This window comes from Conyzicola lurida, from assembly GCF_014204935.1.
Lineage (GTDB): Bacteria > Actinomycetota > Actinomycetes > Actinomycetales > Microbacteriaceae > Conyzicola > Conyzicola lurida.
The window spans coordinates 641767-668752 of record NZ_JACHMJ010000001.1; the positions used below are offsets into that span (position 1 = coordinate 641767).

Annotated in this window: 28 protein-coding genes; 18 read left to right on the forward strand and 10 right to left on the reverse strand. The window is 68.6% G+C overall.

Annotated elements, in window-relative coordinates; genetic code table 11:
• Nucleotides 1-13 precede the first annotated feature (13 nt).
• The gene (locus HD599_RS03120) at nt 14-907 is read left to right on the forward strand and encodes a M48 family metalloprotease (RefSeq protein ID WP_184233552.1); all 894 of its coding nucleotides are present in this window, start codon (nt 14-16) and stop codon (nt 905-907) included.
• Nucleotides 908-1017: 110 nt separating this feature from the next.
• On the opposite strand, the gene HD599_RS03125 is transcribed toward HD599_RS03120, so the two are convergent.
• Together HD599_RS03125 and HD599_RS03130 are read right to left on the reverse strand one after the other, a co-directional pair.
• Nucleotides 1018-1596, reverse strand: a complete 579-nt coding sequence (locus tag HD599_RS03125) for a dienelactone hydrolase family protein (RefSeq protein WP_184233554.1) — start codon at nt 1594-1596, stop codon at nt 1018-1020.
• Nucleotides 1597-1649: 53 nt separating this feature from the next.
• Nucleotides 1650-2879, reverse strand: a complete 1230-nt coding sequence (locus HD599_RS03130; protein ID WP_343061853.1) for a winged helix-turn-helix domain-containing protein — start codon at nt 2877-2879, stop codon at nt 1650-1652.
• A 228-nt stretch (nt 2880-3107) separates the two neighbouring features.
• Between HD599_RS03130 and HD599_RS03135 the strand changes: the two genes are divergently transcribed.
• Genes HD599_RS03135 through ilvA form a run of 6 tightly spaced genes read left to right on the forward strand, consistent with a single transcriptional unit; the run spans nt 3108 to nt 9512 of the window.
• Entirely contained in the window at nt 3108-4226 is a 1119-nt protein-coding gene (locus HD599_RS03135; RefSeq protein WP_246376075.1) for an ABC transporter substrate-binding protein, read from the forward strand.
• Between the two features lie 10 nt (nt 4227-4236).
• Nucleotides 4237-5184: an ABC transporter permease gene (locus tag HD599_RS03140; protein ID WP_184233558.1), complete on the forward strand. Its 948-nt coding sequence runs from the start codon at nt 4237-4239 to the stop codon at nt 5182-5184.
• Complete coding sequence (locus HD599_RS03145) at nt 5181-5999, forward strand: ABC transporter permease (RefSeq protein WP_184233560.1); 819 nt, start codon at nt 5181-5183, stop codon at nt 5997-5999. The genes HD599_RS03140 and HD599_RS03145 overlap by 4 nt, the downstream gene beginning before the upstream one ends.
• Nucleotides 5996-7081, forward strand: a complete 1086-nt coding sequence (locus HD599_RS03150) for an ABC transporter ATP-binding protein (protein WP_184233562.1) — start codon at nt 5996-5998, stop codon at nt 7079-7081. The genes HD599_RS03145 and HD599_RS03150 overlap by 4 nt, the downstream gene beginning before the upstream one ends.
• A 26-nt stretch (nt 7082-7107) precedes the next feature.
• Nucleotides 7108-8277, forward strand: a complete 1170-nt coding sequence (locus tag HD599_RS03155; protein WP_184233564.1) for an AI-2E family transporter — start codon at nt 7108-7110, stop codon at nt 8275-8277.
• Nucleotides 8274-9512, forward strand: a complete 1239-nt coding sequence (gene ilvA / locus HD599_RS03160; RefSeq protein ID WP_184233566.1) for a threonine ammonia-lyase — start codon at nt 8274-8276, stop codon at nt 9510-9512. Before HD599_RS03155 ends, ilvA begins: the two co-directional genes overlap by 4 nt.
• A 79-nt stretch (nt 9513-9591) precedes the next feature.
• Here ilvA and greA read toward each other — a convergent pair whose 3' ends face one another.
• Nucleotides 9592-10080: a transcription elongation factor GreA gene (greA, locus tag HD599_RS03165; RefSeq protein ID WP_184233568.1), complete on the reverse strand. Its 489-nt coding sequence runs from the start codon at nt 10078-10080 to the stop codon at nt 9592-9594.
• 65 nt (nt 10081-10145) lie between these two features.
• Nucleotides 10146-10565 (reverse strand): DUF4307 domain-containing protein, encoded by a 420-nt coding sequence (locus HD599_RS03170; RefSeq protein ID WP_184233570.1) that lies wholly within the window; start codon nt 10563-10565, stop codon nt 10146-10148.
• 61 nt (nt 10566-10626) lie between these two features.
• Here HD599_RS03170 and mca point away from each other — a divergent pair, with 61 nt between their 5' ends.
• From mca to HD599_RS03210, 8 genes are all read left to right on the forward strand, one after another.
• Nucleotides 10627-11502 carry a mycothiol conjugate amidase Mca gene (mca, locus tag HD599_RS03175; protein WP_184233572.1) on the forward strand — a complete coding sequence of 292 codons (876 nt, stop codon included), beginning with the start codon at nt 10627-10629 and terminating at the stop codon, nt 11500-11502.
• On the forward strand, nt 11499-11819 hold the full coding sequence (locus HD599_RS03180; protein WP_184233574.1) for a hypothetical protein: 321 nt from the start codon (nt 11499-11501) through the stop codon (nt 11817-11819). Before mca ends, HD599_RS03180 begins: the two co-directional genes overlap by 4 nt.
• Nucleotides 11820-11914: 95 nt before the next feature.
• The gene (locus tag HD599_RS03185; RefSeq protein WP_184233575.1) at nt 11915-12703 is read left to right on the forward strand and encodes a DUF1684 domain-containing protein; all 789 of its coding nucleotides are present in this window, start codon (nt 11915-11917) and stop codon (nt 12701-12703) included.
• 40 nt (nt 12704-12743) lie between these two features.
• Nucleotides 12744-14237 carry an ABC transporter substrate-binding protein gene (locus tag HD599_RS03190; protein ID WP_184233577.1) on the forward strand — a complete coding sequence of 498 codons (1494 nt, stop codon included), beginning with the start codon at nt 12744-12746 and terminating at the stop codon, nt 14235-14237.
• Between the two features lie 54 nt (nt 14238-14291).
• Nucleotides 14292-15254, forward strand: a complete 963-nt coding sequence (locus tag HD599_RS03195; RefSeq protein WP_184233579.1) for an ABC transporter permease — start codon at nt 14292-14294, stop codon at nt 15252-15254.
• Nucleotides 15251-16105 carry an ABC transporter permease subunit gene (locus tag HD599_RS03200; RefSeq protein ID WP_184233581.1) on the forward strand — a complete coding sequence of 285 codons (855 nt, stop codon included), beginning with the start codon at nt 15251-15253 and terminating at the stop codon, nt 16103-16105. The genes HD599_RS03195 and HD599_RS03200 overlap by 4 nt, the downstream gene beginning before the upstream one ends.
• Complete coding sequence (locus HD599_RS03205; protein WP_184233583.1) at nt 16102-16905, forward strand: ATP-binding cassette domain-containing protein; 804 nt, start codon at nt 16102-16104, stop codon at nt 16903-16905. The genes HD599_RS03200 and HD599_RS03205 overlap by 4 nt, the downstream gene beginning before the upstream one ends.
• A complete protein-coding gene (locus HD599_RS03210; protein ID WP_184233585.1) occupies nt 16902-17660 on the forward strand; it encodes an ABC transporter ATP-binding protein in 759 nt (252 codons plus the stop codon). The genes HD599_RS03205 and HD599_RS03210 overlap by 4 nt, the downstream gene beginning before the upstream one ends.
• Before the next feature lie 216 nt (nt 17661-17876).
• Here HD599_RS03210 and trhA read toward each other — a convergent pair whose 3' ends face one another.
• Nucleotides 17877-18614, reverse strand: coding sequence for a PAQR family membrane homeostasis protein TrhA (gene trhA / locus HD599_RS03215; RefSeq protein ID WP_184233587.1), 738 nt, complete (start codon nt 18612-18614; stop codon nt 17877-17879).
• 65 nt (nt 18615-18679) lie between these two features.
• Here trhA and HD599_RS03220 point away from each other — a divergent pair, with 65 nt between their 5' ends.
• From HD599_RS03220 to phoH2, 3 genes are all read left to right on the forward strand, one after another.
• A complete protein-coding gene (locus HD599_RS03220; protein ID WP_184233588.1) occupies nt 18680-19465 on the forward strand; it encodes an isoprenyl transferase in 786 nt (261 codons plus the stop codon).
• Nucleotides 19465-20589, forward strand: a complete 1125-nt coding sequence (locus HD599_RS03225; protein ID WP_246376077.1) for an aminotransferase class V-fold PLP-dependent enzyme — start codon at nt 19465-19467, stop codon at nt 20587-20589. The genes HD599_RS03220 and HD599_RS03225 overlap by 1 nt, the downstream gene beginning before the upstream one ends.
• A 177-nt stretch (nt 20590-20766) precedes the next feature.
• On the forward strand, nt 20767-22119 hold the full coding sequence (gene phoH2 / locus HD599_RS03230; protein ID WP_343061857.1) for an RNA 5'-3' helicase PhoH2: 1353 nt from the start codon (nt 20767-20769) through the stop codon (nt 22117-22119).
• A gap of 560 nt (nt 22120-22679) precedes the next feature.
• Here phoH2 and HD599_RS03235 read toward each other — a convergent pair.
• The 5 genes from HD599_RS03235 to xseA are packed head-to-tail and all read right to left on the reverse strand — an operon-like array spanning nt 22680 to nt 26906.
• Nucleotides 22680-24086, reverse strand: a complete 1407-nt coding sequence (locus tag HD599_RS03235) for a class II fumarate hydratase (RefSeq protein ID WP_343061858.1) — start codon at nt 24084-24086, stop codon at nt 22680-22682.
• Nucleotides 24087-24120: 34 nt separating this feature from the next.
• Nucleotides 24121-24720 (reverse strand): carbonic anhydrase, encoded by a 600-nt coding sequence (locus HD599_RS03240; protein WP_184240245.1) that lies wholly within the window; start codon nt 24718-24720, stop codon nt 24121-24123.
• A gap of 38 nt (nt 24721-24758) precedes the next feature.
• Nucleotides 24759-25439 (reverse strand): DUF4245 family protein, encoded by a 681-nt coding sequence (locus tag HD599_RS03245; RefSeq protein WP_184233590.1) that lies wholly within the window; start codon nt 25437-25439, stop codon nt 24759-24761.
• Between the two features lie 2 nt (nt 25440-25441).
• Entirely contained in the window at nt 25442-25660 is a 219-nt protein-coding gene (locus HD599_RS03250) for an exodeoxyribonuclease VII small subunit (protein ID WP_184233592.1), read from the reverse strand.
• A gap of 13 nt (nt 25661-25673) precedes the next feature.
• Nucleotides 25674-26906 carry an exodeoxyribonuclease VII large subunit gene (gene xseA / locus HD599_RS03255; protein ID WP_246376078.1) on the reverse strand — a complete coding sequence of 411 codons (1233 nt, stop codon included), beginning with the start codon at nt 26904-26906 and terminating at the stop codon, nt 25674-25676.
• Nucleotides 26907-26986 lie beyond the last annotated feature (80 nt).

The following is a 26986-nucleotide window of genomic DNA, read 5'->3' on the forward strand; positions in this document are numbered from 1 at the left end:
GGAGCAGTAAGCCATGTATCGCGCCATAGCCGCGAACAAGCGCAACACGATTTTCATCATCGCGCTCTTCGTGATCATCATCGCGGTGCTGGGGTTCGTCGCCAGCCTCTTCATGGGCGGCGACCCGTATCTCATCACCGGCGGCACGCTGCTCGGTGCGGGCGTCTACTCGCTGATCCAGTACTTCGCCGCGAGCGGCCAGGCGCTGGCGATCAGCGGCGCCCGCGAGATCCAGAAGCGCGACGACCCGCGGCTGTACCGCATCGTCGAGAACCTGGCGATCACGAACGGCATGCCGATGCCCAAGGTCTACATCATCAACGACGACGCGCCCAACGCCTTCGCCACCGGCCGCGACCCCAAGCACGCGGTCGTCGCCGCCACCACGGGCCTGCTCGCCATCATGGAGGACGACGAGCTCGAGGGCGTGATGGCGCACGAGCTCGGGCACGTGCAGAACTACGACATCCGCGTCTCGACCATCGTGTTCGGACTCGTCGTCGCCGTCGGCTTCATCGCCGACATCCTGCTTCGCTTCAGCTTCTTCAGCGGCGGCAACCGCAACAACAACAACGGCGGCGGCAACCCGATCCTGCTGGTGCTGGGAATCGTCGCACTCATCGTCTCGCCGCTCGTCGCGGGCGTCGTGCAGGCCGCGGTGTCTCGCCAGCGCGAGTACCTCGCCGACGCGACGGGAGCGATGACCACGCGTCACCCCGAAGCCCTCGCCTCGGCGCTCGGCAAGCTCGCCGCCTACGGTCGTCCGGTCAAGCGCCAGAATTCGTCGATGGCGCACATGTGGATCTCGGACCCGAACAAGCCCGGCCTGATCGACAAGCTGTTCAGCACCCACCCGCCTATCGCGGAGCGCGTCGAGCGCCTGCACAAGATCGGCGGCGGCTTCTAGCCCTTACAGCGGGTTGAGCCTGTCGAAACCCTCTACCGGTCCTCCTTCGCAGGCTCAGTCGGCGCCGGAGTCGCGAAATCGCTGGCGCGATTTCCACCGCTCCACCGCGCTCAACGACCGTCGACGAACGGCAGCACCCGCGACCACAGCAGCTCGGTCGCCCCGGCGTCGTATTCCTCGGGCAGCGTCGGGTCGGTGAACAGGTGTCCCGACCCCGGGTAGAAAAAGAGCTCGAGGATGCCGCCGGCCGCCGTCACATCGTCCATGGCCTGCTGCTCGACCGGATCGCGGAACGGGTCCTCCTCCATCTGGTGGCTCTGCGAGTCGACCCCGGCCGGCCACGCGGCCCCCTCGCCGAACCACCCGAGCGGGTTGAGCCCCGAGAACTGCAGCACGCCGCTGACAGCGCGCTTCGTGGCGACGTACACCGCGTCCGACGACCCCATGGAGAACCCGCCGACGACGAAACCGTCGGGCTCGTCGGCGACCGCGGCGAGGGCGCGCTCGAAACGGAAACCCTCGGGCTGCTCGTCAGCCCAGGCCATCGCGGGCTCGTACTCGTCGAAGACGCGTCCGTCGTAGAGGTCGGGCACGAGCACCCGGTGTCCCGCGGCACGGAGCCGGTCTGCCGCGTCGAGTTCGCCGCGGCGGATTCCGAGCGCGGAGTGGAAGATCACAACGGTCGTCATGCTGACCGATCCTGCCACCGATGGCGTCGCTCCAACAGGGCGAGAATTTCGGCTCAGCCCGCGAGGGCGACCGCGCCGGCGAGCTCCCGCGCCAGGTTTCCGCGATCGACCACCTCGATCGCGTCGAGGCCCTGCCAGTCGCGGGCGGCCTGCAGCAGCGGCACGATGCGCTGCTCGATTCCGGGCGGGGCCCATTCTTCGCGCCAGGACGACTGCACCCGCAGCACCCGGTTCTGCCGGTCGTTCTTGAGGTCGACCCGTCCGACGATGCGGTCGTCGAGGAGCACGGGCAGGCTGTAGTACCCGAACACCCGCTTCTCCGCGGGCGTGTAGATCTCGATGCGGTAGTGGAAGTCGAACAGCCGCTCGGCCCGCGGACGCGCCCAGACCACGGGGTCGAAGGGCGACAGGAGTGCTCCCGCATCGATTCGCCGCGGCATCCGGGCGTCTCTGTGCAGGTAGGCCTGCTGTTTCCAGCCCTCCACCGCGACCGGGACGAGCTCGCCGCTGTCCACGAGGTCGGCGGCGGCCGCGCGGGCCGGCCCCTGTTTGATCCGGTAGTAGTCGCCGATGTCGGCGAGTGTGCCGACGCCGAGCGCGCGGGCGCCGTCCGCGATGAGGGCGCGCACCGCATCGGTCTCGGAGACGGTGGTCGCGAGCACCTCGGCCGGCACGCGCTGCTCGGCCAGGGCGTAGCTGCGTTCGAACCGCACGCGTCCGTCGCTCACGACTTCGCCCCAACCGAAGAGGTACTCGAGCCCGTACTTCACGTCGGACCAGCCCCACCACGAACCGCGGCTCTTGTTCGCGTCGTGCTCGATCTCGCTCGCGGCGAGCGGGCCCTTCTCGGCCAGTTCGGCGCGCAGCCAGTCGAGCATGGGCTGGTTGTTCTGCACCCAGCCGTCGGGGTCTGCGGACTGGCGCGCACGCCGCGCGTCCATGCGCCACTGGAACAGCGGCCGGTTCGCCATCGGGATGATCGCCGCCTCGTGCGCCCAGTACTCGGTGTAGCGCGATTTCTTGCCGAACGTCAGCCGGTCGAGATCGGCCTTGTCGTAGTGCCCCAGGCGCGCGAAGACCGGCAGGTAGTGGCTGCGCTCGAACACGTTGACCGAGTCGAGCTGCAGCAGGCCGAGACGGTCGATGAGAGAACCGAGCTGCCGGATGCCGGTGGCGGCGACGGTGCCGTCGGCGGAGGAGCGCGCACGGCCGAAGCCCTGCGCTGCCAGCGCGATACGGCGGGCCTGGGCCGCGGACAGCTGGGACGACGTTGTGGTGGGCACGTGTCGAGACTAGCGAGGGGCGCCGACACACAGCGGATCGAGCCTGTCGAAATCGCTGGCGCGATGTCCATGAGCTCCACCGCGCACGCTCAACCTGCTGTTCGCCCTGCGTTCACCGGGGCGCCCCCGATTGGTACCGCGTGGACCGTAGCTTTCATCGAGGTCGTCCCGGTTCCCTTCTGCCCGCTCACAGCGCGGGCGGCCGGAGCGTCCATCTGGAGGAACCCCTTGTTCAGAAAGCGTCACCTCGCCGGCGTTGCGATCTTCGCCGCCGCGGCAATCACCCTCAGCGCATGCGCTAGCGACACCGCCACCCCCGCAGCGACCGACGTCGATGCCACCACCGCCACCAGCGCCGAGGACTTCGGCGGACTCGACGCTCTCATCGAGGCCGCGCAGGCCGAGGGCGAGCTCAACGTCATCGCGCTCCCCGACAACTGGGCGAACTACGGCGAGATCAAGGCTCTCTTCGAAGAGAAGTACGACATCATCGTCAACTCCGCCGACCCCGACATCTCCAGCGCCGAGGAAATCGCCGCCGCCGACAACCTCAAGGGCCAGGACACCGCGCCCGACGTCTTCGACCTCGGCACCGCCGTCACCCTCGCGAGCACCGACTACTTCGCGCCGTACCAGGTCGCGAACTGGGACGAGATCCCCGACGCCAACAAGGAGTCGACCGGTCTCTACGTGAACGACTACACCGGTTCGATGTCGATCGGCTACAACTCGAACGACGTGCCGAAGCCCGAGTCGCTCGACGACCTCCTCGGTGACGACTACAAGGGCGCTGTCGCGCTCAACGGCGACCCGACGCAGGCCGGCGCGGCCTTCGCGGCCGTCGGTCTCGCCACCGTGCAGCAGGGCGGATCGCTCGACGACTTCCAGGACGGCATCGACTTCTTCGAGCAGCTGAACGACGCGGGCAACTTCATCCCCGTCAACGCGACGCCCGCCACGATCGCCTCCGGCGAGACCAAGGTCGTCTTCGACTGGAGCTACAACAACCTCGCGCAGGCGTCCGTCGTCGACGGCTGGGAAGTCACCACGCTCCCGGGCGCCGTCTACACGAGCTTCTACAACCAGGCAATCAGCAAGGACGCACCGCACCCCGCGGCCGCCCGCCTCTGGCAGGAGTTCCTCTACAGCGCCGAGGCCCAGAACCTCTTCATCGTCGGTGGCGCGTACCCCGTCACGATCGACGCCATGAACGAGGCCGGCACCACCGACGAGGACGCCATCGCCGTGATCGGCAACCTCGACGGCGACATCGTCACCCCGACCGAGGAGCAGTCCGCCGCGGCATCCGCTCTTCTCGCAGAAAAGTGGGCTGCGGCCATCGGCTAGCAGCAACCCCATGACTGTCGCAAACGCGCCAGTCCTCGTACCGGGTGCTGCGGAGTCCGCTCCGCAGCACCCGGCCACCGGACCGGCCAGCTCTCCCCGGCGCCGAGCCCTCAGCGGGCTGGCCAAGTATCTGGGGCTCACGCCCTTCGCGGTCTACGTGGTGCTGTTCCTCGCCATCCCGACCGTGCTCGCCGTCACCACCGGTTTCTTCACCGAGGACGGCGCCTTCACCCTCTCCAACATCGCCGGACTCTTCGACGCGCAGGTGCTGAACACCTTCGCCGCGTCGTTCTGGGTCTCCGCGGTCACCGCCGTCATCGGCGCGGTCGTCGGAGCCGTCGTCTGCTACGCGCTGCTCGGTACGCGCGCCGACGGTGCCCTGCGCTCGCTCATCGACTCGGCCTCGAGCGTCCTCGCCCAGTTCGGCGGTGTCATGCTGGCCTTCGCGTTCATCGCGGCCATCGGCACCCAGAGCCTGCTCACGCTGTGGCTCAGCGACACCTTCGGCATCAACATCTACGAGAACGGCCCGTGGCTGTACCAGCCCGCCGGCCTGCTCGTCGTCTACACCTACTTCCAAGTGCCGCTGATGATCATCACGTTCCTGCCCGCCCTCGAGGGGCTCAAGGCACAGTGGGCCGAGGCCAACTCCACGCTGGGCGGCACACGCTTCACCTACTGGACCCGCATCGCCTTCCCGGTGCTCGCGCCCTCCTTCTTCGGCAGCCTGCTGCTGCTCTTCGCCAACGCCTTCTCGTCGTACGCGACGGCCGCGGCGCTGGTCAGCCAGGGCTCGCCGATCGTGCCGCTGCAGATCCGCGCGGCGCTCGTCAGCGAGACCGTGCTCGGCCGGGAGAACATGGCCGGCGCGCTCGCGCTCGGCATGGTCGTGGTGATGGTCATCGTGATGTGGGGCTATTCCGTGCTGCAGTCGCGCACGTCGAGGTGGCAGAAATGACAAAAAACGCCGTACGTCTCGGCACCGAGCCGAACCCCGTCGTCCGCTGGATCATCCTCGGCGTCGTCGGCCTCGTCTTCGCCTTCCCGATCATCGCGATGGTCGAGTTCACCTTCCGCGACGGGCTCTCGGGCGGGCACACGCTCGACCACTGGACCGGCCTGTTCAGCGAGGACGCCGCCCGCACCTACCGCAACCTGTTCACCGCCATCGGCAACTCGCTGCTGCTCGCTGTCGTCACGGTGGGCATCGTGCTCGTCGTGCTGCTGCCCACGATGATCCTCGTGCACCTGCAGTTCCCGCGGCTGCGTCGTGTGCTCGAGTTCATCTGCATCATCCCGATCACCGTTCCCGCGATCGTGCTCGTCGTCGGACTCGCGCCGGTCTACTCGGTCGTCGTCAGCGTGCTGGGCGGCTCGATCTGGACCCTGGCCTTCGCCTACGGGATCACCGTGCTGCCGTACGCGTACCGCGCCATCCAGTCCAACCTCGACGCGGTCGACGTGATCACGCTGAGCGAGGCCGGGCGTACGCTGTCGGCGGGCTGGGGCAGGGTGCTCTGGTTCGTGCTGCTTCCCAACCTGAAGAGGGGTGTGCTCGCGGCATCCTTCATCTCGATCGCCGTGGTGCTCGGGGAATTCACGATCGCCAGCCTGCTCAACCGGGTGAACCTGCAGACGGCCCTGTTGCAGGTCAGCTCGTCCGACCCGTACGTCGCGATCATCTTCGCGCTGCTCGCCCTGCTGTTCGCGTTCGTCCTCCTGCTCTCCATCGGCCGCATCGGCCGTGCCCGTCGCTCCGGAAGTGAATCATGACCCTCACCGCACCCACCCGCACCATGACCGCCGAGCCCGGCAGCGGCGCCACCGTCGCTCTGCGGAACGTCGTGAAGACGTACGGCAGCATGCAGGCGCTCTCGGGCATCGACCTCGAGCTGGCGCCCGGCGAGTTCATCGCCCTGCTCGGCCCCTCGGGCTGCGGCAAGACCACCGCCCTGCGCGCTCTCTCCGGCCTCGAGACCATCGACTCCGGCAGCATCCTCATCGACGGCGTCGACGTTGCGGCGACCCCGACGAACAAGCGCGACATCGGCATGGTCTTCCAGTCCTACTCGCTGTTCCCGCACATGACCGTGCTCGAGAACGTCGAGTTCGGTCTGCGGATGCGCAAGGTCGCCAAGGCGGACCGCCGCGAGCGCGCTACGGAGGCCCTGGAGATGGTCGGCCTCGGCGCGCACGGCGAGCGGTTCGCGCACCAGCTCTCCGGCGGACAGCAGCAGCGCGTCGCCTTGGCCCGCGCTCTCGTCACCCGCCCCCGCGTGCTGCTGCTGGACGAACCTCTCAGCGCCCTCGACGCCAAGGTGCGCGTGCAGCTGCGCGAGGAGATCCGCCGCATCACGCGCGACCTCGGCATCACCACGGTCTTCGTCACCCACGACCAGGAGGAGGCCCTCGCGGTCGCCGACCGGGTCGCGGTCATGCGCGCCGGCCGCATCGAGCAGATCGGCACGCCCGAGGAGCTCTACGCCACCCCGGCCAACCCGTTCGTCGCCGACTTCGTGGGCCTCACCAGCCGGGTCCCCGGCGAGGTGGTGGATGGCGCGGTCGTGGTGCACGGCGTCCGGCTGCCGCTCCTCGGCGAGCACCAGGAGAACGGTCCCGTGCTGACGTACATCCGCCCCGAAGACGTCGCGCTCGCCGCGAAAGACGATCCCGGCGCCATCCCCGTCACCGTCGTCTCCACGAGCTTCCTCGGGTCGCTGCGACGCACGCATTTCCTGCTTCCCGACGAGTCGCTCATCGCCGCCCAGCACGCGGTCGACGAGCACCCGGTTGTCGGGGCACCCGCTTTTGTGCGCCTGAAGCAGTCGGCGGTCGCGGCAAGTCCTCGCTCCTGATCGGGCTTGCCACCTAGACTCGGAAAATGCTGTTCCGCGCGCGCCGAGCCCCCGAGTCGATCAACCCGAAACCGAAGGCCGTCGCCACGCGCGACGTGGTCTCCGACACCCTGCCCGACGGCATGAAGATCGCCGGGGCGTGGGCGTGGCGCCTGCTCGCCATCGTCGGAGTGCTCGTGGTCTTCGGGCTGCTGGTCATCCAGCTGCGCGACATCGTGATCCCGCTGATGATCGCGGTTCTGATCGCGGCCCTCCTCGTGCCCGTGGTGCAGTTCCTCGTGCGGCACCGCTGGCCGAAGGCGCTCGCCGTCGCGGTCGCCCTGCTCGGCGCGATCGTCATCGTCGCGGGGCTGATCTACCTGATCGTCTGGCAGATCCGACAGGGCGCCGACGACATCCAGAACCGCTCGATCACCGCCTACGAAACGTTCCAGAAGTGGCTCAACACCACCTTCGGCATCGACTCGGCCCAGCTCAACGACTACATCGAGCAGGCGTGGACGGCCATCCAGGACGACAGCGCCGCGCTCTGGTCGGGCGCCCTCACCGTGGGTACGACCGCGGGCCACTTCCTCGTCGGCGCGCTACTCGTGCTGTTCGCCACGCTCTTCATCCTCATCGACGGCAAGGGCATCTGGAACTGGATCGTGCGCCTCTTCCCGCGCAAGGCACGCGCCGCCGTCGACGGCTCGGGCCACGCCGGCTGGATCACCCTCACCACCTTCGTCAAGGTGCAGATCTTCGTGGCCTTCATCGACGCGGTGGGCATCGGCCTCGGCGCGTTCATCCTCGGGCTCCCGTTCGGCGGCTTCCCCCTCGTCATCCCGATCACCATCGCGGTCTTCCTCGGTTCGTTCATCCCGGTGGTCGGCGCCGTCGTCACGGGCACCATCGCGATCTTCGTCGCGCTGGTCTACCTCGGCCCGATCCAGGCGCTGATCATGCTCGGCATCGTGCTGCTCGTGCAGCAGGTCGAGGGCCACATCCTGCAGCCGCTCGTGATGGGCGCCGCGGTCAAGGTGCACCCCCTCGCCGTCGTCTTCGCGGTTGCTGCGGGTTCGGGCGTCGCGGGCATTATCGGGGCCCTGTTCGCAGTACCGTTAGTAGCAACGCTCAACGTCATGGTGACCTATATTGCGAGCGGAAAGTGGCGTGAAACCACACGTCCCCAGCTGAAAGAAGCACTCAAGCAATGACTGAAACCTCCCTCGTTGGCCCCACACTGGCCGATTTCGAGGGAGCGCGAACCATCGTTTCCCGTGCGGCCGATGTCACACCCATGGAAACGGCGCGCTTCATGTCGGAGATCCTGGGATCCCCGGTATTCCTCAAGTGTGAGAACCTGCAGCGCACCGGGTCGTACAAGATCCGGGGCGCGTACAACCGTCTCGCCGGGCTGAGCCCCGAGGAGAAGGCGCGCGGCGTCGTCGCCGCGTCCGCGGGCAACCACGCGCAGGGCGTCGCCTTCGCGGCCCGTGAGCTGGGCATCAAGGCCACCATCTTTATGCCGGTCGGCGTCCCCCAGCCGAAGCTCGCCGCGACCCGCGGCTACGGTGCCGACGTCGTGCTGCGCGGCACCACGGTGGAGGAACCCCTGCGCGCCGCCGCCGAGTTCGCCGAGAAGACCGGCGCGGTACTCATCCCTCCGTTCGACCACATCGACGTCGTCACCGGACAGGGCACCGTCGCCCTCGAGATCCTCGACCAGGTGAACGACGTCGACACCGTGCTCGTGCCGATCGGCGGCGGCGGCCTCATCTCGGGCGTCGCGAGCGTGATGAAGCAGCGCGCCGCGCTCGAGGGCCGCACCGTGCGCATCATCGGCGTGCAGGCGTCCAACGCCGCGCCGTATCCGCTGTCGCTGCAGAACGGGTACATCACCGAGATCAAGACGCTGCCGACCATCGCCGACGGCATCAACGTGGCGAGGCCCGGCGTGCTCAACTTCGCCATGATCCGCGAACTGGTCGACGAGGTCATCACCGTCGACGACGACCTCATCGCCCGCGCGATGCTGCTGCTGCTCGAGCGCGGCAAACTGGTGGTCGAGCCCGCGGGCGCCGTCGGCATCGCCGCGATCCTGTCGGGCCAGGTGAAGGATGTCGGCAGGACCGTCGTCATTCTCAGCGGCGGCAACATCGACCCGATGATGATGGAACGTGTCATCAGCCACGGCCTCGCCGCGTCGGAACGCTACCTCAAACTGCGCATCCCGCTGCCGGACCGTCCCGGCCAGCTCGCGCGGATCGCGGCGCTCGTCGCCGAGGCGAACGCGAACGTCGTCGAGGTGCTGCACACGCGGCACAACGAGGGCATGCAGTTCAGCCAGGTCGAGCTCGAACTGCACATCGAGACGCGTGGGCCGGAGCACGCGCAAGAGGTGCTCAACCGGCTGCGCGACGAGGGCTACGAGCCGCGGGTGGACTTCTAAGCGGCTCGAGCCTGTCGAAACCCAAGGCGGGTCGAGCCTGTCGAAACCCAGGATTTCGACAAGCTCAATCCGGTGGGGCTTACGGGATGTACGTCTCCACCGCGAGGATCTCGACCGAGATCGACTTGCCGTTGGGGGCCGTGTAGCTCGACGATTCGCCGACCTTCATGCCCATGATGGCGATGCCGAGCGGGCTGCCCTCGCTGTAGACGTCGAGCTCGGCGTCGCCGACGATCTCGCGGCTGCCGAGGAGGAACACGCTCTTGTCGCCGAGGATGTTCGCGGTGATCACGGTGCCGGGCTCGACCACTCCGCTGGACGTGGGGGCCTCGCCGACGGTGGCGTGGCGCAGCAGCTCGGTGAGCACCCGGATGCGGGCCTCGATCTTGCCCTGCTCTTCCTTCGCGGCGTGGTAGCCGCCGTTCTCTTTGAGGTCGCCCTCTTCGCGCGCGGCCTCGATCTTCTTGGCGATCTCGAGCCGGCCCTCGCCTGAGAGCTGCTCGAGCTCTGCACTGCGGCGGTCGTACGCCTCCTGGGTCAACCAGGTGACTGAACTGTCGTTAGTCACAATGCTCTCCTATACAGATAAAGACCGGTCGGTACTGACCGGTCCTGGGGGCGAATCGGTCAAGACTATGTGAGCCAGCAGCGGTATATCAACCCGGTGACCGAAAGCTCGGTCGTGCGCACGTCGACGTCGATGGTGCGCACGCGCGTTTCGGCGGCCGGAACGCTGATGAGCTTCCAGCCGACGATGCCGAAGGTCGAGTTGAGCGCCTGCGCGGCGCACTCCATGCTCTCGCCCGGGTCGACGGTGAGCTGGAACTTCACGGTGACCAGCTGGTCGTCCACAACGGTGTGCCCGACATCCACGACTTCGAACTCGGCCGCGGGGGTGCCGCCGACGCCCACCCAGATCACCCAGGCGACGACGACCACGGCGACGATCGCGCCGGTGACGATTGCGATGACCCTGTTGCGGCGGCCCCGGCCGGGAGTGCGACCGTAGCGCGCGTCGAGATCGATCGCGTCGTGCTGCTCAGTCGTTGACACACATGCTCCAGATCGGGCGGGTATTCTTATCACCTAGGCTATTCGACCCGCTAGGAGTTCTGTGACACTGCGCCTGCTTGCGGTTCACGCCCACCCCGACGACGAGTCGAGCAAGGGCGCAGCGACCTACGCCTACTACCGCGACCGGGGTGCCGAGGTGACCGTCGTCAGCTGCACCGGCGGAGAACGCGGCGACATCCAGAACCCGGCCCTCGTCGCGACCGCGCACGCCGACCGCGACATGGGCGGCCTCCGCCGCATCGAGATGGCGCGCGCCCAGCGGGTGATGGGCATCGACCACCGCTGGCTGGGCTACCTCGACTCGGGGCTGCCCGAGAACGGCGAGGCGCTGCAGCCGCAGAGCTTCGCGATGACGCCGCTCGAGATCTCCGGAGTTCCGCTGGTCAAGGTCATCCGCGAGCTGCGCCCGCACGTCGTGATCACCTACGACGAGAACGGCGGGTACCCGCACCCCGACCACATCCGCACGCACGCGGTGACGATGTGGGCTCTGGATGCCGCGGCCGACGCCGCGCAGTTGCCCGAGTGGGGACCGCCCTGGCAGGTCAGCAAGGTCTACTACGACCGCATCATCAGCCCACAACGGTTCGCCGCCGTGTTCGAGGCCCTCGTCGCCGCGCAGCCCGAGCACCCGCTGCTGCCCGCGCTCGAGGAGATGCGGGGTTGGATGGGCGACCGGGCCGAGGCGAACATCACGACGCAGATCCCCGTCGGCGACTTCTTCGACGTGCGCGACGCCGCGCTGCGGGCGCACTCGAGCCAGGTGCCTGCCGACAGCCCCTTCTTCTTCTGGCCCAACGACATCCAACGGGCCGCCTGGCCGTACGAAGACTTCGAACTCGCCGTCTCCCGTGTCGACACACAGCTCCCGGAGACCGATCTGTTCGCCGGTATTACCGATGAGGACCCCCGATGACCTTTCTGACCGACGCCCCGCTCCGCTTCGGAGTGTGGCTGACCAGCACCGTGCCCTCGCCCAGCCCCACCGGGTACGGCGAGTACACGGGCGACGCCGACACCGTCACGCCCGGCTGGATCGGCTTCGCCATCACGTTCCTCGTCGCCCTCGCCACGGTGTTCATCGCGGTCGACATGGTCCGGCGCGTGCGCCGCACCCGGTACCGCGGCGAGATTCGCGAGAAGCTGCAGGCCGAGGCCGAGGCCACCGGTAGGACCGGGGCAGACGCCACCGGCACACCCGCCGGCGAAGGCACCCCGCCGCGCGCGGAGTAGGCACCCGGCGGAATAATCCGCCGCCCGACGGCGCTTGACATACGGCGACACACGATTGTGCAGCCGTACCCCATCAGCGTGAAAATGAGTACCCCATGACCTCGATTCCTGTCTCCGTCGACGCGCCCGCCGACGCCGTGCCCTCTGCCGTTGTGCCCGCCGAGTACGCCGACTGGCGCGCGTCGCGGCTCAGCGCCGTGGCGTCCGCCACCGGCAATCTCTCGCTCGTCGAGACCCGCTGGCTGCCCGCCGGCGTCACCGCAGCCGACGCGCTGCCCGCCGCGCTCGAGGGACTCGCCGACACGGTCACCGTGACCACGCTCAAGCGCCGCAACCTCGACACCGGCGAACCCGAAGAGGGACTGCGCTTCTGGGACGCGGCGTCTCCCGCCATCCGCGCCTTCGACACGATCACCGCGTTCGACTACGACCCCGACTGGGTCATCGAGGCGACGTTCACCCCCGTGGCCGGCGACCGGACCATCCCGTTCGAGCACATCAGGGACAACGGCGGCAGCCGCGAACTCGTCGTCCCCGGCGACATCCACTTCAGCCGTGACGGGGTCGACTACTCGCTCAGTGCCTTCGACGACGACGGCACCCTGCTGCTCGTCTTCGGCGACGCCACGAACCGGTCGACCGACCCCGCGACGCGCACGTACTCGTCGGGCCGCTTCCTGTTCGTGCAGCGCGCGGACGACGCGGGCTTCGGCGACGCCGGCACCGTGACCCTCGACTTCAACCGGGCATTCGTGCCCCCGTGCGGCTTCTCGGTGCAGTACAACTGCCCGCTGCCGCCCGCCCAGAACCGCTTCGCCGGAAACGTCGCAGCCGGAGAGCGCGAAGCCGTTTTCAGCGACGGCTTCGACATCTACGCCCTCTAACCCGCAGCATCCCCTCCACCACACAGCACCCAGGAGCATCATGAACAAGCCCATCGCGTTCGTCGCACTCGGCCTCGCGGCGTCACTCGCGCTCGCCGGCTGCGCGTCCGGCGCCTCGACCGACTCGTCGTCGGCCAGCTCGACCGTCGAGATCGGTTCGCTCTACGAACCGCAGAACCTCAGCAACGTCGCCGGCGGCGGCCAGGGCGTGACCGAGGCGTTCAACGGCAACGTCTACGAGGGCCTGTTCAAGCTCGCCGACGACGGCAGCGTCGAGCCGCTTCTCGCCGAGAGCAACACGGTCAGCGACGACGGCCTCACCTACACCTTCACGCTGAAGAGCGGCGTCACCTTCCACTCCGGCAAGGAGCTCACCTCGGCCGACGTCAAGGCGAGCATCGAGGCGGTCCTCGCCGAAGACTCGCAGTCCGCGCGCAAGAGCAGCTTCGGCACCATCGCCGGCATCGAGACCCCGGATGACGCAACCGTCGTCGTCACTCTCGAGGAGCGGTCGATCTCGTTCATCTACAACCTCTCCTACGTCTGGATCATCAACGCCGACGCGACCGACGGCGAGACCACCGAAGACGGAACCGGTCCCTACACGCTCGGCGAGTGGAAGCGCGGCAGCTCGCTCAGCCTCGAGGCCTTCGACGGCTACTGGGGAGACGCGCCCGCGACCGACGAGGTCGTCTTCAACTACTTCACCGACGCCACCGCGCTGAGCAACGCGCTGCTGACCGACCAGGTCGACATCGTGACGAGCGTGCAGAGCCCCGACGCGCTCACCCAGTTCGCCGACAACGCGGACTACGTGGTGAGCGACGGCGACTCGACCACGAAGGAGATCCTGGTCTTCAACGACCGCGTCGCGCCCTTCGACAACGTCTCCGTGCGTAAGGCGATCTACTCGGCGATCGACACCGAGAAGCTGCTCAACTCGATCTGGGGCGACTACGGAACGCTCATCGGCTCGATGGTCCCCCCCACCGACCCCTGGTACGAGGACCTCACCCAGGTGAACCCCTACGACCCCGCGCTCTCCGAGCAGCTGCTCGCCGACGCGGGCTTCGCCGACGGCTTCGAGTTCACCCTCGACACCCCGTCGTACGACCCGCACCCCGTGGTCGCCGAGTTCGTGAAGAGCGAGCTGGCCAAGGTCGGTATCACCGTCACGATCAACACCATCAGCTCCGACGAGTGGTACACCAAGGTCTACAAGGCGCAGGACTTCACCGCGACACTGCAGGAGCACGTGAACGACCGCGACGTCGTCTGGTACGGCAACCCCGACTTCTACTGGGGCTACAACAACCCCGAGGTCACCGCGCTCGTCGACCAGGCCGAGGCTTCCGCCACGACCGACGAGCAGACCGCCGCGCTCAAGCAGGTGAACGAGCAGATCGCCGAGGACGCCGCGAGCGTCTGGCTCTACCTCTACCCGCAGATCGTCGTGGCTGCGAGCGACCTCACCGGCTACCCGGTGAACGGTCTGAACTCGCAGTTCTTCGTCTACGACATCGCCCGTTCCTAGGCTCCCGCTAGCCGCCGGGTCATCGACCGCCCGGCGGCTAGCCTTGTCTCCAGCATGACTGTCTACCTCCTCCGCCGAAGCGCGTTCCTCGTGGTGTCGTTCCTCATCGCCATGGTCGCCATCTTCGTGCTCCTGCGCCTGCTGCCGGGAGACCCGTCGAACGCGCTGCTCTCGGTGACAGCCACGCCGGAGCAGATCGCCGCGGCACAGGCCCAGGTCGGCGCGGACCGTCCCGTGCTCGAGCAGTTCGGCGACTGGTTCGCCCAGCTCGCGCGGTTCGACCTGGGCGAATCGTTCATCAGCTCGCTGCCCGTCGGGCCCGAGATCGCCGCGCGTCTCGTCGTGACCGTGCCGCTCACGCTGCTCGCCTTCGCGCTGGCCCTCGTGATCTCGCTCGTCGCCGGCTTCGTCGCCGCGGTGAAGAGCGACCGCTGGTACGGCATCCTCATCTCCGGCCTCTCGCAGCTCGGCGTCGCGGTGCCGGTGTTCTGGGTCGGCATCCTGCTGGTCGGTGTCTTCGCCATCCAGCTGCGGCTGCTGCCGTCGAGCGGTTTCCCGCGTGACGACTGGGCCGACCCCGCCGAGGCCCTGCTGTCGCTCACCCTCCCCGTGATCACGGTGGCGATCGTGATGAGCGCGTCGCTCACCCGCTACGTGCGTTCGGCGACGCTCGACGTGCTCGGCAGCGACTACCTGCGCTCGGCCCGCGCCCAGGGCTCGGGCTTCGTCGAGGCGCTCTGGCGGCACGGGCTGCGCAACGGCGCCGTGCCCGTCATCTCCATTCTCGGCATCGAGCTCGCCACCACGTTCCTCGGCGCGGTCGTCGTCGAGAGCGTCTTCGGCCTGCCCGGACTGGGCAGCATGCTCCTCCGCGCCATCCAGCAACACGACTACCCGAACATCCAGGGTGTGCTCTTCGTGAGCACCCTCGTCGTGCTGGTGATCGGCTTCCTCGCGGACATCGCGCAGCGCCTCGTCGACCCGCGCCTGCGCACGAGCCTGTCGGGCAACCGGTGAGCGCCGTCATCGTGGCCGAAGCGGCCGTCACCCGGCGCGGGCCCCGCTCGTGGACCCTCGTGCTCGGCCTCGTGCTCGTCGGCATCATCGCCGCGATCGCACTGATCTCGCTGTTCTGGCTGCCGTTCGCCCCCGACGACACCACCGGCACCCGGCTCGAGGGACCCGGCGCGACCCACTGGCTCGGCACCGACAAACTCGGCCGCGACCTCGCCACCCAGCTGATGATCGGCGCGCGCATCGCCCTCGCCGTGGGCCTCGGCTCCGTGCTGGTCGGCGCGGTCGTCGGCATCGTGGTCGGACTCATCGCGGCCTTCGCGTCGTCGTGGCTCGACGACACGATCTCGGCCGGGCTCGACGTGGTGATCGCGTTCCCCGTGCTGCTGCTCGCGATGCTCATCGTCGCCGCCCAGGGCGCGTCGCTCGTCTCCGTCATCCTCGCGATCGGTCTCGCCATGTCGGCGGTCGTCGCGCGCCTCTCCCGCGTGCTCACCAAGCGCGTGCTGGGGGAGCAGTACGTCACGGCCGCCCGCACCTCGGGAACCCGCTGGCCGGGCATCGTCGTACGCCACATCCTGCCCAACATCTGGCCCACGCTCGGCGTGAACCTCGCCCTGCAGTTCGGGGTCGCCGTGCTCGCCGAAGCCAGCCTCTCCTACCTCGGCCTCGGCGCCCCGCCGCCCAACGCGTCGTGGGGCCGCCTGCTGCAGGAGGCCCAGGGCACCGTGATCACCGCCCCCGTCGGAGCGATCGCGCCCGGTATCGCGCTCGTGATGCTCGTCATCGGCGTCAACTTCGTCGCCGACGGCCTGCGCGACGTCGCCGACCCCACCCGGAGGCGGTCACGATGAGCCTGCTCTCAGTCACCGACCTCGGCGTCACCGCGCCCACCGGCCGGGCGCTCGTCACCGGACTGACCTTCGACCTCGAAGCGGGGTCCCGCCTCGGGCTCATCGGCGAGTCCGGATCGGGCAAATCGGTCAGCTCGCTCGCGATCACCGGGCTGCTCGGCGCCGGGCTGACCGCCAGTGGCAGCGTGCTGCTCGACGGCGTGCAGGTCGTGGGCGCCGCGGAGCGCCGGCTCGTGCCGCTGCGCGGGCGTGCGGCATCCGTGGTCTTTCAAGAACCGCTCACGGCCCTCGACCCGCTCATGCGCATCGGACGCCAGGTGCAGGAGCCGATCGCCCGGCACCGCGGACTGCGCGGGGCCGCCCTTCGCGCCGCCGCCGTCGAGGCGCTGGCCGAGGTCAGCCTCACCGACGAGCGCATCGCGAGGGCCTACCCGCACGAGATCTCGGGCGGCCAGCGTCAGCGCGCCGCGATCGCCATCGCGCTCGCGAGCCGCCCGAAGCTGTTGATCGCCGACGAGCCGACGACCGCGCTCGACGTGACGGTGCAGGCCGAGATCCTCGCCCTGCTCGACCGCCTCGTCGAGGCGCGCGGGATGGCGCTGCTGTTCATCAGTCACGATCTTGCCGTCGTCAGTGCGATGACGAGCGACGTCATCGTGATGCGCGACGGGCACGCGGTGAAGCGCGGCACGATGGACGCACTGCTCGCGGCGCCGAGCGACCCGGACAGTGCCGATCCATACGTGATCGAGCTCGTGCGCAGCGCCCGGGCGCTCGACGCGATGCTGGGGGAGAAATGACCGCGCCCATCCTGGAACTCCGCGACGTGAGCTACCGCTACCGACGCGGCGCCCTCGCCGTCGACGGCGTCTCGCTCTCGGTCGCCGAGGGTCAGAGCGTCGGCCTCGTGGGGGAGTCCGGCTCGGGCAAGACGACTCTGCTGCGCCTGATGCTCGGGCTCGCGCGTCCCACCGCGGGCGAGGTGCTCTTCGACGGAGCCGCGCTGCGGCCCGCGACGATGCGCTCGTTCCGCGCCTCGGTGCAGACCGTGTTCCAGGACCCGTACTCGTCGCTCGACCCCCGCCAGCGCATCGGGGCCATCGTCGCCGAGCCGCTGCGCTCCCTGGGCCTCGCCCGCGGGGCCGAGGCGGCCGGAATGGTCGTCGCCTCCCTCGCCTCGGTCGGACTGCCCGCGGACACCGTCGGCCGGTATCCGCACGAGTTCTCCGGCGGACAGCGCCAACGCATCGCGATCGCCCGCGCCACCGTCTGCCACCCGCGACTGCTGCTCGCCGACGAGCCGGTGAGCGCGCTCGACGTCACCACGCGGATCCAGGTGATCGACCTGCTGATCGAGCTGCGCGCGAGCGCCGGTCTCGCCGTGCTGATGGTGTCGCACGACCTCAGCGCCGTCGCGGCGCTCTGCGACGACACGGTCGTGCTGCAGGGCGGCACCGTCGTCGAGACCGGGTCGACCGCCGAGCTGCTGCGGTCGCCCGCGCAGGCGTACACGCGTCGGCTCGTCGACGCCGTGCCGCGTCTGCCCGCGGAGTAGTCGCGGAAGAGTTTTCCCGGGGCAAGTTTCCACGGGAAAGTCTTTCCCGGGAAACTTCCCGCGGCAAGTTTCCCGCGGTAATTTCCGCGTCATGTCTTGCCGCGGCACATTTCCCGCAGCAAGTTTTCCCGCGGCAAATTTCCCCGCGTCGAGTTCTCCCGCGGCAACTTCTCCCGCGGGAAAAGTCGCGCCCGCGGCATCCCGCAGTCTGACTTCCTAGAAGACCGGCGGATTCGTCGCGACGATGAAGATGCCGGTCCAGTGGCAGAGGAACGCGAGCAGCGTGAGCGTGTGGAAGATCTCGTGGAAGCCGAACTTGCCCGGGAACGGGTTGGGCTTCTTCAGCCCGTAGATCACAGCACCGACCGTGTAGAACAGGCCGCCGACCAGGATCAGCGTCATCATCGTGGCGTTGGCCTGGAAGAAGTCGACGATGAAGATGAGCGATGCGTAGCCGAGCAGCAGGTAGAGCGGCACGTAGAGCCAGCGCGGGGCGCCGATCCAGAAGACGCGGAAGAGGATGCCGAGTCCGGCGCCCGCCCAGACCAGCCAGAGCAGCAGCACCGACTTGTCGTGGGGGAGCGCGAGCACCGTGATCGGGGTGTACGAGCCGGCGATCAGCAGGAAGATGTTGGCGTGGTCGATGCGCTTGAAGACGGCTTTGGTCTTCGGCTTCCAGTCAATGCGGTGGTACAGCGCCGAGTTGCCGAAGAGCAGCAGCGACGACGCGACGAAGACGCTCGAGCTGATGCGGGCGGCGGCACCGTCGGCGGCGACGATCAGGATGACGCCCAGCACGCCGGCCAGCGGGAAGGTGCCCGCGTGGATCCAGCCGCGCCAGGTCGGTTTGACATCGATCTTCTCGAACTCGATCGCATCGTCGAGCAGCGGGACGTTGGGGAGATCAGCTCCGGGGTCGTCATCCACCGGGGGCACGGAGCTGTTCGTGGTCATGGGGAAAGCTTACGACAGCCGCCATTCGCACCTGCCGGTCGTCGAGATTGGGCTAGCGTAGGCCTGTGAAAGACAGGCAAGCTCCTCTCGGCCGCAACTTTCTCTACGGTCTTTACCAGAGACGGCTGCGCCGTAGTCTCGCGACGAACGCGATGCCGCAGCACGTGGCGATGATTTTCGACGGCAACCGCCGCTGGGCGCGCCAGCGCGGCCTCGAGACCGCCGCGCACGGCCACAGCGCCGGGGCGCTCAAGATCCACGAGTTCCTCTCCTGGTGCGACCAGCTCGGAATCTCCGTCGTCACGCTCTACCTGCTGTCGAACGACAATCTCGTCAACCGCCAGAGCGAAGAGCTCGACCAGCTGTTCGAGATCATCGCGGAGCTCAGCGAAGACCTCGCCGACACGAAGGACTGGCGCGTGCAGCAGGTGGGCACGAAGGACGGCCTGCCGCAGTCGCTCATCGACGCCATGGGTGCCGCGGAGAAGAAAACCGCCGCGAACACCGGCCTGCACGTCAACCTCGCCGTCGGCTACGGCGGCCGCCGCGAGATCGCCGACGCCGTGCGCAGCATCGTGCACCAGCACAACTCCGACGGCGGCAAGCTCGACGACCTCGCCGAGCTGCTCACGCCCGAGCTCATCGCCGAGCACCTCTACACGCAGGGCCAGCCCGACCCCGACCTCGTCATCCGCACGTCGGGAGAACAGCGGATGAGCGACTTCATGCTCTGGCAGAGCGCCCACAGCGAGCTGTACTTCGTCGAGGCGCTCGGCCCCGACCTGCGCGAGGTCGACTTCCTGCGCGCGCTTCGCGACTACGCCAAACGACAGCGACGATTCGGATCCTGATGACCATCGACGACTACGCCGACCAGTTCGGCGAAGAACCCGGCTACCTCAACTTCGCGCGCGTCGGCCCGGTCGGCCGCACCGTGCTCGAGGAGCAGCGGGCCCAGACCGACGTGCTCTCGCACGCCCGGTTCGGCAGTCTCGACGCCCTCGACACCGGCCAGGACCTCCGCGTGCGCGAGGCCGTTTCGGGCGTCACGGGGTTCCGTCCCGACCAGATCGTCTTCCAGCCGAACACGAGCCAGGGGCTCATGCACGCCATGTTCGGCATCACCGGCGGCGTCGCGCTGTCGGCCGGCGACTTCCCCAGCGTGCCGTACGCCGCCGACCGCGCGGCCGAGTCGCTCGGCGTGCTCGCCCCGCTCTGGCTCGAGACCGATCACGGCCGCATCACCCCCGGCAACCTGCGCGACCAGCTGACGCCGGCCATCACCGCCGTGGTGGTCAGCCTCGTCGACTTCCGCACCGGCTACCTCACCGACATCGAGGGCATCCGCCAGGTCATCGGCGACCGCCTGCTCGTCGTCGATGCGATTCAGGGCTTCGGTGTCGTGGATGCGCCCTACCAGGTCGCCGACGTCGTCGTATCGGGCGGGCAGAAGTGGGTCCGATCCGGCTGGGGAACCGGCTTCCTCGCCCTCAGCGACCGGGCCGTCGACCAGCTCACCCCCGTCTTCTCGGGCTTCACCGGCACGGAGCGCGACGACGCCCCCGTCGACGAGATCCTGCCGCCCGCCCGCAGTGCCAAGGCCTTCAGCGTGAGCAACCCCGATCCCGTCGCGCAGGCGCGGTTCGCTGCCGCCCTCGAGGAGATCGCCGTCGTCGGAGTGCCGGCCATCCGCGACCGCATAATCGAGAAGACCACGCGCATCATCGACCTCGCCGACGAGTTCGGCATCCCGGTGACCTCGTCGCGGGCCGAGAGCGAGCGCGCGGGGATCGTCGTCGTCACGCCGGCGGCCGACCAGCTCACCGTGCTCGTCGCCTCGCTGTTCAACCACGGCATCACCAGCACGAGCCGCGACGGGTCGATCCGGCTCAGCGCACACGTCAGCACCGGCGAGGACACCTTCGACATGCTCCGCGGCGCGTTCACCAGCTTCGGGTCGGCGATCAACGTTTAACCTGCCGGACACATTCGGCTGGGCGTGTCGATTATCGCGACCGGGGTTTCGAGGCTTAGCGTCAATTCCATCAGGTATGGCGCCTGGTCGAGACGGCCACGTAAGTTCGTTTCGTAACGTAATTGGCCGTCTTCGCAGACTGGATCCGAGTGCGCGTCACTCGGGGATGGAGTGCACGTGGCCCACAACGTTAGCCCCCAGCAGAACACCACCAGCGCGACGGATCCGAAGGCCGCTACGGCGGAGCGCACCTATGTGCTCGACACTTCGGTTCTGCTGTCTGACCCGAAGGCCGTTTTCCGTTTCGCGGAACACGCCGTGGTTCTGCCGGTCATCGTCATCAGCGAGTTGGAGTCGAAGCGCAACGACCCGGAGATCGGGTATTTCGCGCGCCAGGCCCTCCGCAACCTTGACGAACTCCGAGTGCAGCACGAAAGGCTCGACTTCCCCATCGCGGTGGGGGAGGGCGGAACCCTCCGTGTGGAGCTCAACCACTCCAACATGTCCGTCCTGCCGTCGGGCCTCCAGCTCGGCGACAACGACTCGCGCATCCTCGCGGTCGCCCTCAACCTCGCCAACGACGGACTCGCCGTCACCGTCGTCTCGAAGGACCTCCCGCTGCGGGTGAAGGCCGCCTCGATCGGCCTCGCCGCCGAGGAGTACCGAGCGGAGCTCGCCGTCGACTCCGGCTACACCGGGCAGGCCGAGATCACCCTCAGCTCCGAACAGATGAACCAGCTGTACGACAACGAACAGTTGGATTCGCGCACCGTGCAAGACATCCCGGTCAACACCGGCCTCGTCATCCACTCGGACCGTGGTTCGGCCCTCGGCAGGGTCACCGCGCGCGGCCAGATGCGCCTCGTGCGAGGCGACCGCGACATTTTCGGGCTGCACGGCCGCAGCGCGGAGCAGCGCCTCGCGATCGACATGCTGCTCGACCAGGAGATCGGCATCGTCTCCCTCGGCGGAAGCGCGGGCACCGGAAAGTCGGCCCTCGCGCTCTGCGCCGGTCTCGAGGCGGTGCTCGAGAAGCAGCAGTACCGCAAGATCATGGTGTTCCGCCCGCTCTACGCGGTCGGCGGCCAGGAGCTCGGCTTCCTCCCCGGCGACGCCGCCGAGAAGATGAACCCGTGGGCGCAGGCCGTGTTCGACACCCTCGGCTCGGTCGTCTCGCAGAACGTGCTCGACGAGGTGCTGGAACGCGGCATCCTCGAGGTGCTGCCGCTCACGCACATCCGCGGTCGCTCGCTGCACGACGCGTTCGTCATCGTCGACGAGGCGCAGTCGCTCGAACGCAACGTGCTGCTGACGGTGCTCAGCCGCATCGGGCAGAACTCGCGTGTGATCCTCACCCACGACGTCGCCCAGCGGGATAACCTCCGGGTCGGACGCCACGACGGCGTCGCCTCGGTCATCGAGTCGCTCAAGGGCCACCCGTTGTTCGGGCACATCACCCTCACCCGGTCGGAGCGCAGCGCCATCGCCGCGCTCGTCACCGAGATGCTGGAGTCGAACGAGCTGGCCTAGCCGTTTTCGCGGGTCGACTCGGTCGAGCCTGTCGAAACCTCCCGCGGTTTCGGCAGGCTCGACCTCGTTTCGCCCACTTCCGCCCCTCACATCGCGTGAGCCCGCCCCGCGGGTGGAGCTCGTCGAAATCCAGACACGGGATGCCGCAACCGACGCCCAACCCGTCGAATCCCCTCGCGGGTTGAGCCCGTCGAAACCCCGGGCGGGATGCCGGGGCCGACGCCTACCCCCGTGGACACGCTCCGCGAGCCGGTCGTCGCGCTCATTCGCGGCACAATGCTCTTCCGAGGGTTGGGGAACAGCATTGTGCCGCGAATCACGACGCCGTCCGTCCGCGAATCACGACGCCGTCCGTCGGCGAGTGCCGGCGCTGTACGACGCAGTCCGTCGGCGAGTGCCGGCGCTGTACGACGCAGTCCGTCGGCGAGGGGGCGCTGGACGAGACCGCGCGTCGGCGATCTATGGCCCGGGACGCGACCCCGCGCGGACATCGGGGCACCTGGCGCGAACGCGACGACGCCCGCCCCGGGAAACCGGGACGGGCGTCGTGACGTGAATCCCTAGCCGGGGTGCGTCATCGACAGCACGTCGAGGGCGCCGTCCAGCTGCTCCAGCGTGAGCTCGCCGCGCTCGACGAAGCCGAGATCGATGACCGCCTCGCGCACCGTGATCGACTGCTTGACGGCGTGCTTCGCGATCTTCGCCGCCGACTCGTAGCCGATGAACTTGTTCAGCGGCGTGACGATCGACGGGCTGGACTCGGCCAGCGCGCGGGCGTGCTCGAGGTTGGCCTCGAGTCCGTCGACGGTCTTGTCGGCGAGCAGTACGGTCGAGTTCGAGAGCAGGCGGATCGACTCGAGCAGCGCGGTGCCCATCACGGGGATGGCCACGTTGAGTTCGAAGTTGCCGGTCGCGCCGGCCCAGGCGATCGTCGCGTCGTTGCCGATCACGCGGGCGCCGACCATGATGACGGCCTCGGGGATCACGGGGTTGACCTTGCCGGGCATGATCGACGATCCGGGCTGCAGGTCGGGGATGCTGAGCTCGCCGAGTCCGGTGTTGGGGCCGGAGCCCATCCAGCGCAGGTCGTTGCTGATCTTGGTGAGCGACACGGCGATGACCCGCAGCGCGCCGGACGCCTCGACGAGCGCGTCACGTGCGCCCTGCGCCTCGAAGTGGTCGAGCGCCTCGGTGATCGGCAGTCCGCTGTCGTCGGCGAGCTGTGCGATGACCTTCTGCGGGAAGCCGGCCGGGGTGTTGATGCCGGTGCCGACGGCCGTGCCGCCGAGCGGCACCTCGGCGACGCGCACGATCGTGGCGTTGACGCGGTCGATGCCGAGGCGGATCTGGCGTGCGTAGCCCGCGAACTCCTGGCCCAGGGTGACGGGCGTCGCGTCCATGAGGTGGGTGCGGCCGGCCTTGACCGCGGTCTTCCAGAGCTCGGCTTTGACGTCGAACGCCGCCGCGAGGTGTTCGAGCGAGGGGATGAGGTCGCCCAGCAGCGCTCCGGTCACGGCCACGTGCACCGAGGTCGGGAACACGTCGTTCGACGACTGCGAGGCGTTGACGTGGTCGTTGGGGTGCACGGGCGACCCGAGCGCGGTGCTGGCAAGCGAGGCGAGCACCTCGTTCATGTTCATGTTCGACGACGTGCCCGAGCCGGTCTGGTACGTGTCGACGGGGAACTGGTCGTGGTGGTGGCCGGCGATCAGCTGGTCGGCGGCACCGACGACGGCGTCGGCGATGGCCTGGTCGATGATGCCGAGCGATCCGTTGACGATGGCCGCGGCGCGCTTGATACGGGCCAGCGCGACGATCTGGGCGGGCTCGAGTCCGGCGCCGGAGATCGGGAAATTCTCGACCGCACGTTGTGTCTGCGCCCCGTACAGGGCGGAGAGGGGAACGAGTACTTCACCCATGGTGTCGTGTTCGACACGGAACTCGGGTGCAGCGGGGGAGGTGGTCACGTCGTTGGGCCTTCCGTTGGTGTGTGGTGTGGGGCTAGAGATTGCCGACACGGATGTCGGGAACCGCACGGCCCTCGAGCAGCCGGTAGTTCGCTCCCACGACAGCAAGCGTACCCGCGGCGATCCCGTCGCTGATGAGCTCGGACGACTCGATGAGCTCGCGGATCGTGTCGCGCAGGTGCTCCCGTCCGACCTCGTGGGCGTCGAGGCTGGACGCCGCGATCGGGCCCTCGTCGGACCCGCCGACGCGGCGCACGGCCGGCACGATCTTCGAGATGAGGTGCGAGATGTGCGGGGGCAGCAGGGGTGCGTCTTCGTCCTGCGACTCGATGGCCGCGCGCACGGCGCCGCACTCGTCGTGGCCGAGCACCACGATGAGCGGCACCTTCAGCACGCTGACCGCGTACTCGAGCGAGCCGACGACCGAGTCGGAGATGATCTGCCCGGCGTTGCGCACGACGAACAGGTCGCCGATGCCCTTGTCGAAGATGATCTCGGCCGCGAGGCGCGAGTCGCTGCAGCCGAACAGGGCCGCGTCGGGCTCCTGCACGGTGGCGAGGGCGGCACGTCGTTCGACATCCTGCCGGGGGTGCAGCGGTGCTCCCGCCACGAAGCGCTCGTTGCCGCGCGCCATTTCTTCCCACGCCTTGGCGGGCGTCTTGTTTGCGTTCGTCACTCCGTGCCCTCCGCGGCGTCGATGCTGTTCTGGATGTCGGTGCTGAGAGAACCCGCGATGGTGCGGAATTCGTTGCTGTCGGCCGTGCCGTAGAGGACGAACGTGCTCTCACCCGCTTCGGCGACCATGGCGTACGCGAGGTTGCCGGGGTCTTCGGCGTCGCGGTGGTCGTAGAGCGTCCACTCGATACCGTCGACGGTCTCGGTTCCGGTGGGCAGGTTCTGGTCGAGCAGGGTGTTCAGCCACGTGGGGTTGGCGCCGATGCCCTGGCTGAGAGCCACGAACTGCTCGGCGGGGGTGATGAACCCGATGTACCAGGTGGAGATGCCGTCCTGCGCCTCGCCGAGGTCGGCGCTGTTGGCGGCCCACTGCGGCGGCAGCACCGGTACGGCGAGCGGCTCGTCGATGCCCGGCTGCGCCTGCTCCGCGACTGTCGCGTAGTCGACGGGTTCGGCAGCCGGCTGGCTGGGGCGCACGACCACGATGACGAGCAGGAGCATGAGCCCGACCGAGGCGACGAGCGACCAGATCAGGTTGCGCAGCGTCTGGTTGGCGCGGTGCTTGCGGGAGTTCTCCGCCTTGCGGGCGGCGGTCTCCTCCGGCGTCTCGGGGCGGCCGAGCTCGGCGACGATCGCCGGCGGCTTGACGCGGGTGGTGACCGGGGTCTTGTTCGCCACGGTCAGTCCGAACTCGCAGAGCGCGCGGCATCGAGCCGTGCCTTGGCGCCGAGCAGCCACTCCTCGCAGCGCTTGGCCGCGGCCTCGCCGCGTTCCCAGAGGGCGAGCGATTCTTCGAGGGTCGACGACCCCTGCTCGAGCTCGTGGACGACCCGGACGAGTTCGTCGCGGGCCTGCTCGTAGCTGAGGGCCGAGACGTCGGAGTTCTGTGCTGTTGCCACGGAAAGATTCTACCTAGCTCTCGATCGGAGACTCGTCGACTGTGGAATGGACGCGTCCGGTCGCGAGGGTGAGGACAAGCCCGGTGCCGACGGGGGCGTCGGCCACGTCGCGCAGTGCGGCACCCGAGGGCAGCTGCGCGATCGCGTAGCCGCGGTCGAGGGTGCCCTGCGGCGAGAGGGCGCGCAACTGGCCGGCGAGTTCGCCGACGCGGGTGAGCGACCGCTCCACGACCCGGTCGACCAGTTCGTGGCTGCGGGCCACCCAGCGCGTAAGTTCCTCGGCGCGCGAGTCGACGAGCGAGACGGGGTTGGCGAGCACCGGACGCGTGCGAAGCTGCTCGAGGCGGTCGATCTCGTGCGTGAGCAGGTTGGTGACGCGGGTGCCGATGCGCGATCGGGCCTGTGCCACTCCCGCGAGTTCCTCCGCGACATCCGGCACCACTCTCTTGGCGGCGTCGGTCGGGGTGGAAGCCCGCAGGTCGGCGACCTCGTCGAGCAACGGTCGGTCGGCCTCGTGGCCGATGGCGCTGATCAGCGGGGTCTCGCAGGCGGCCGCGGCCCGCACGAGCGATTCGTCGCTGAAGACCAGCAGGTTCTGGAAGTCGCCGCCGCCGCGGGCGACGATGATGACGTCGACCTCGGGGTCGGCGTCGAGCAGGCGGATGCCGGCGGTCACCTCGCCGACGGCGCGGTCGCCCTGCACGGCGGCGTGCGCCACCCGGAAGCGCACCGAGGGCCAGCGCAGTTGCGCGTTGCGCAGCACGTCTTTCTCGGCGTCGCTGTCTTTGCCGGTGACGAGCCCGATCATGGCGGGCAGGAAGGGCAGCGGCTTCTTGCGGTCGAGCGCGAACAGGCCCTCGGCCGCGAGCTGCTGGCGCAGGCGTTCGAGCCGCTCGAGCAGGTCGCCGAGACCCACGTGCCGCATCTCGAAGACCTGCATCGTGAGCGTGCCGCCCTTGACCCAGTAGTTCGGCTTGACGAGGGCGACGACGCGGTCGCCCTGCTTGAGGTCGGCGGGCAGTTTGGCCTTCACCGACGACCAGATCGTGAAGCCCACGGTGGCGTCGGCCTCGAGGTCTTTGAGCTTGCCGTAGACGTTGCCGCCGGAGACGCCCCACTGGGTGATCTCGCCCTCGACCCAGACCGTGCCGAGCCGGTCGATCCAGCCCTTGATCTTCGCCGACAGCAGGCCGACGGGCCACGGGGTGTCGACGGTGGGCGGGGCGTCCGGTGTGAACTCGACCAAGGTGTCCCTCCCATAAAAATCACGCACAGGGAAGTGCGTGCGTACGCCGCGTAGAATCTCTGCGTGAGCAATATCACTAA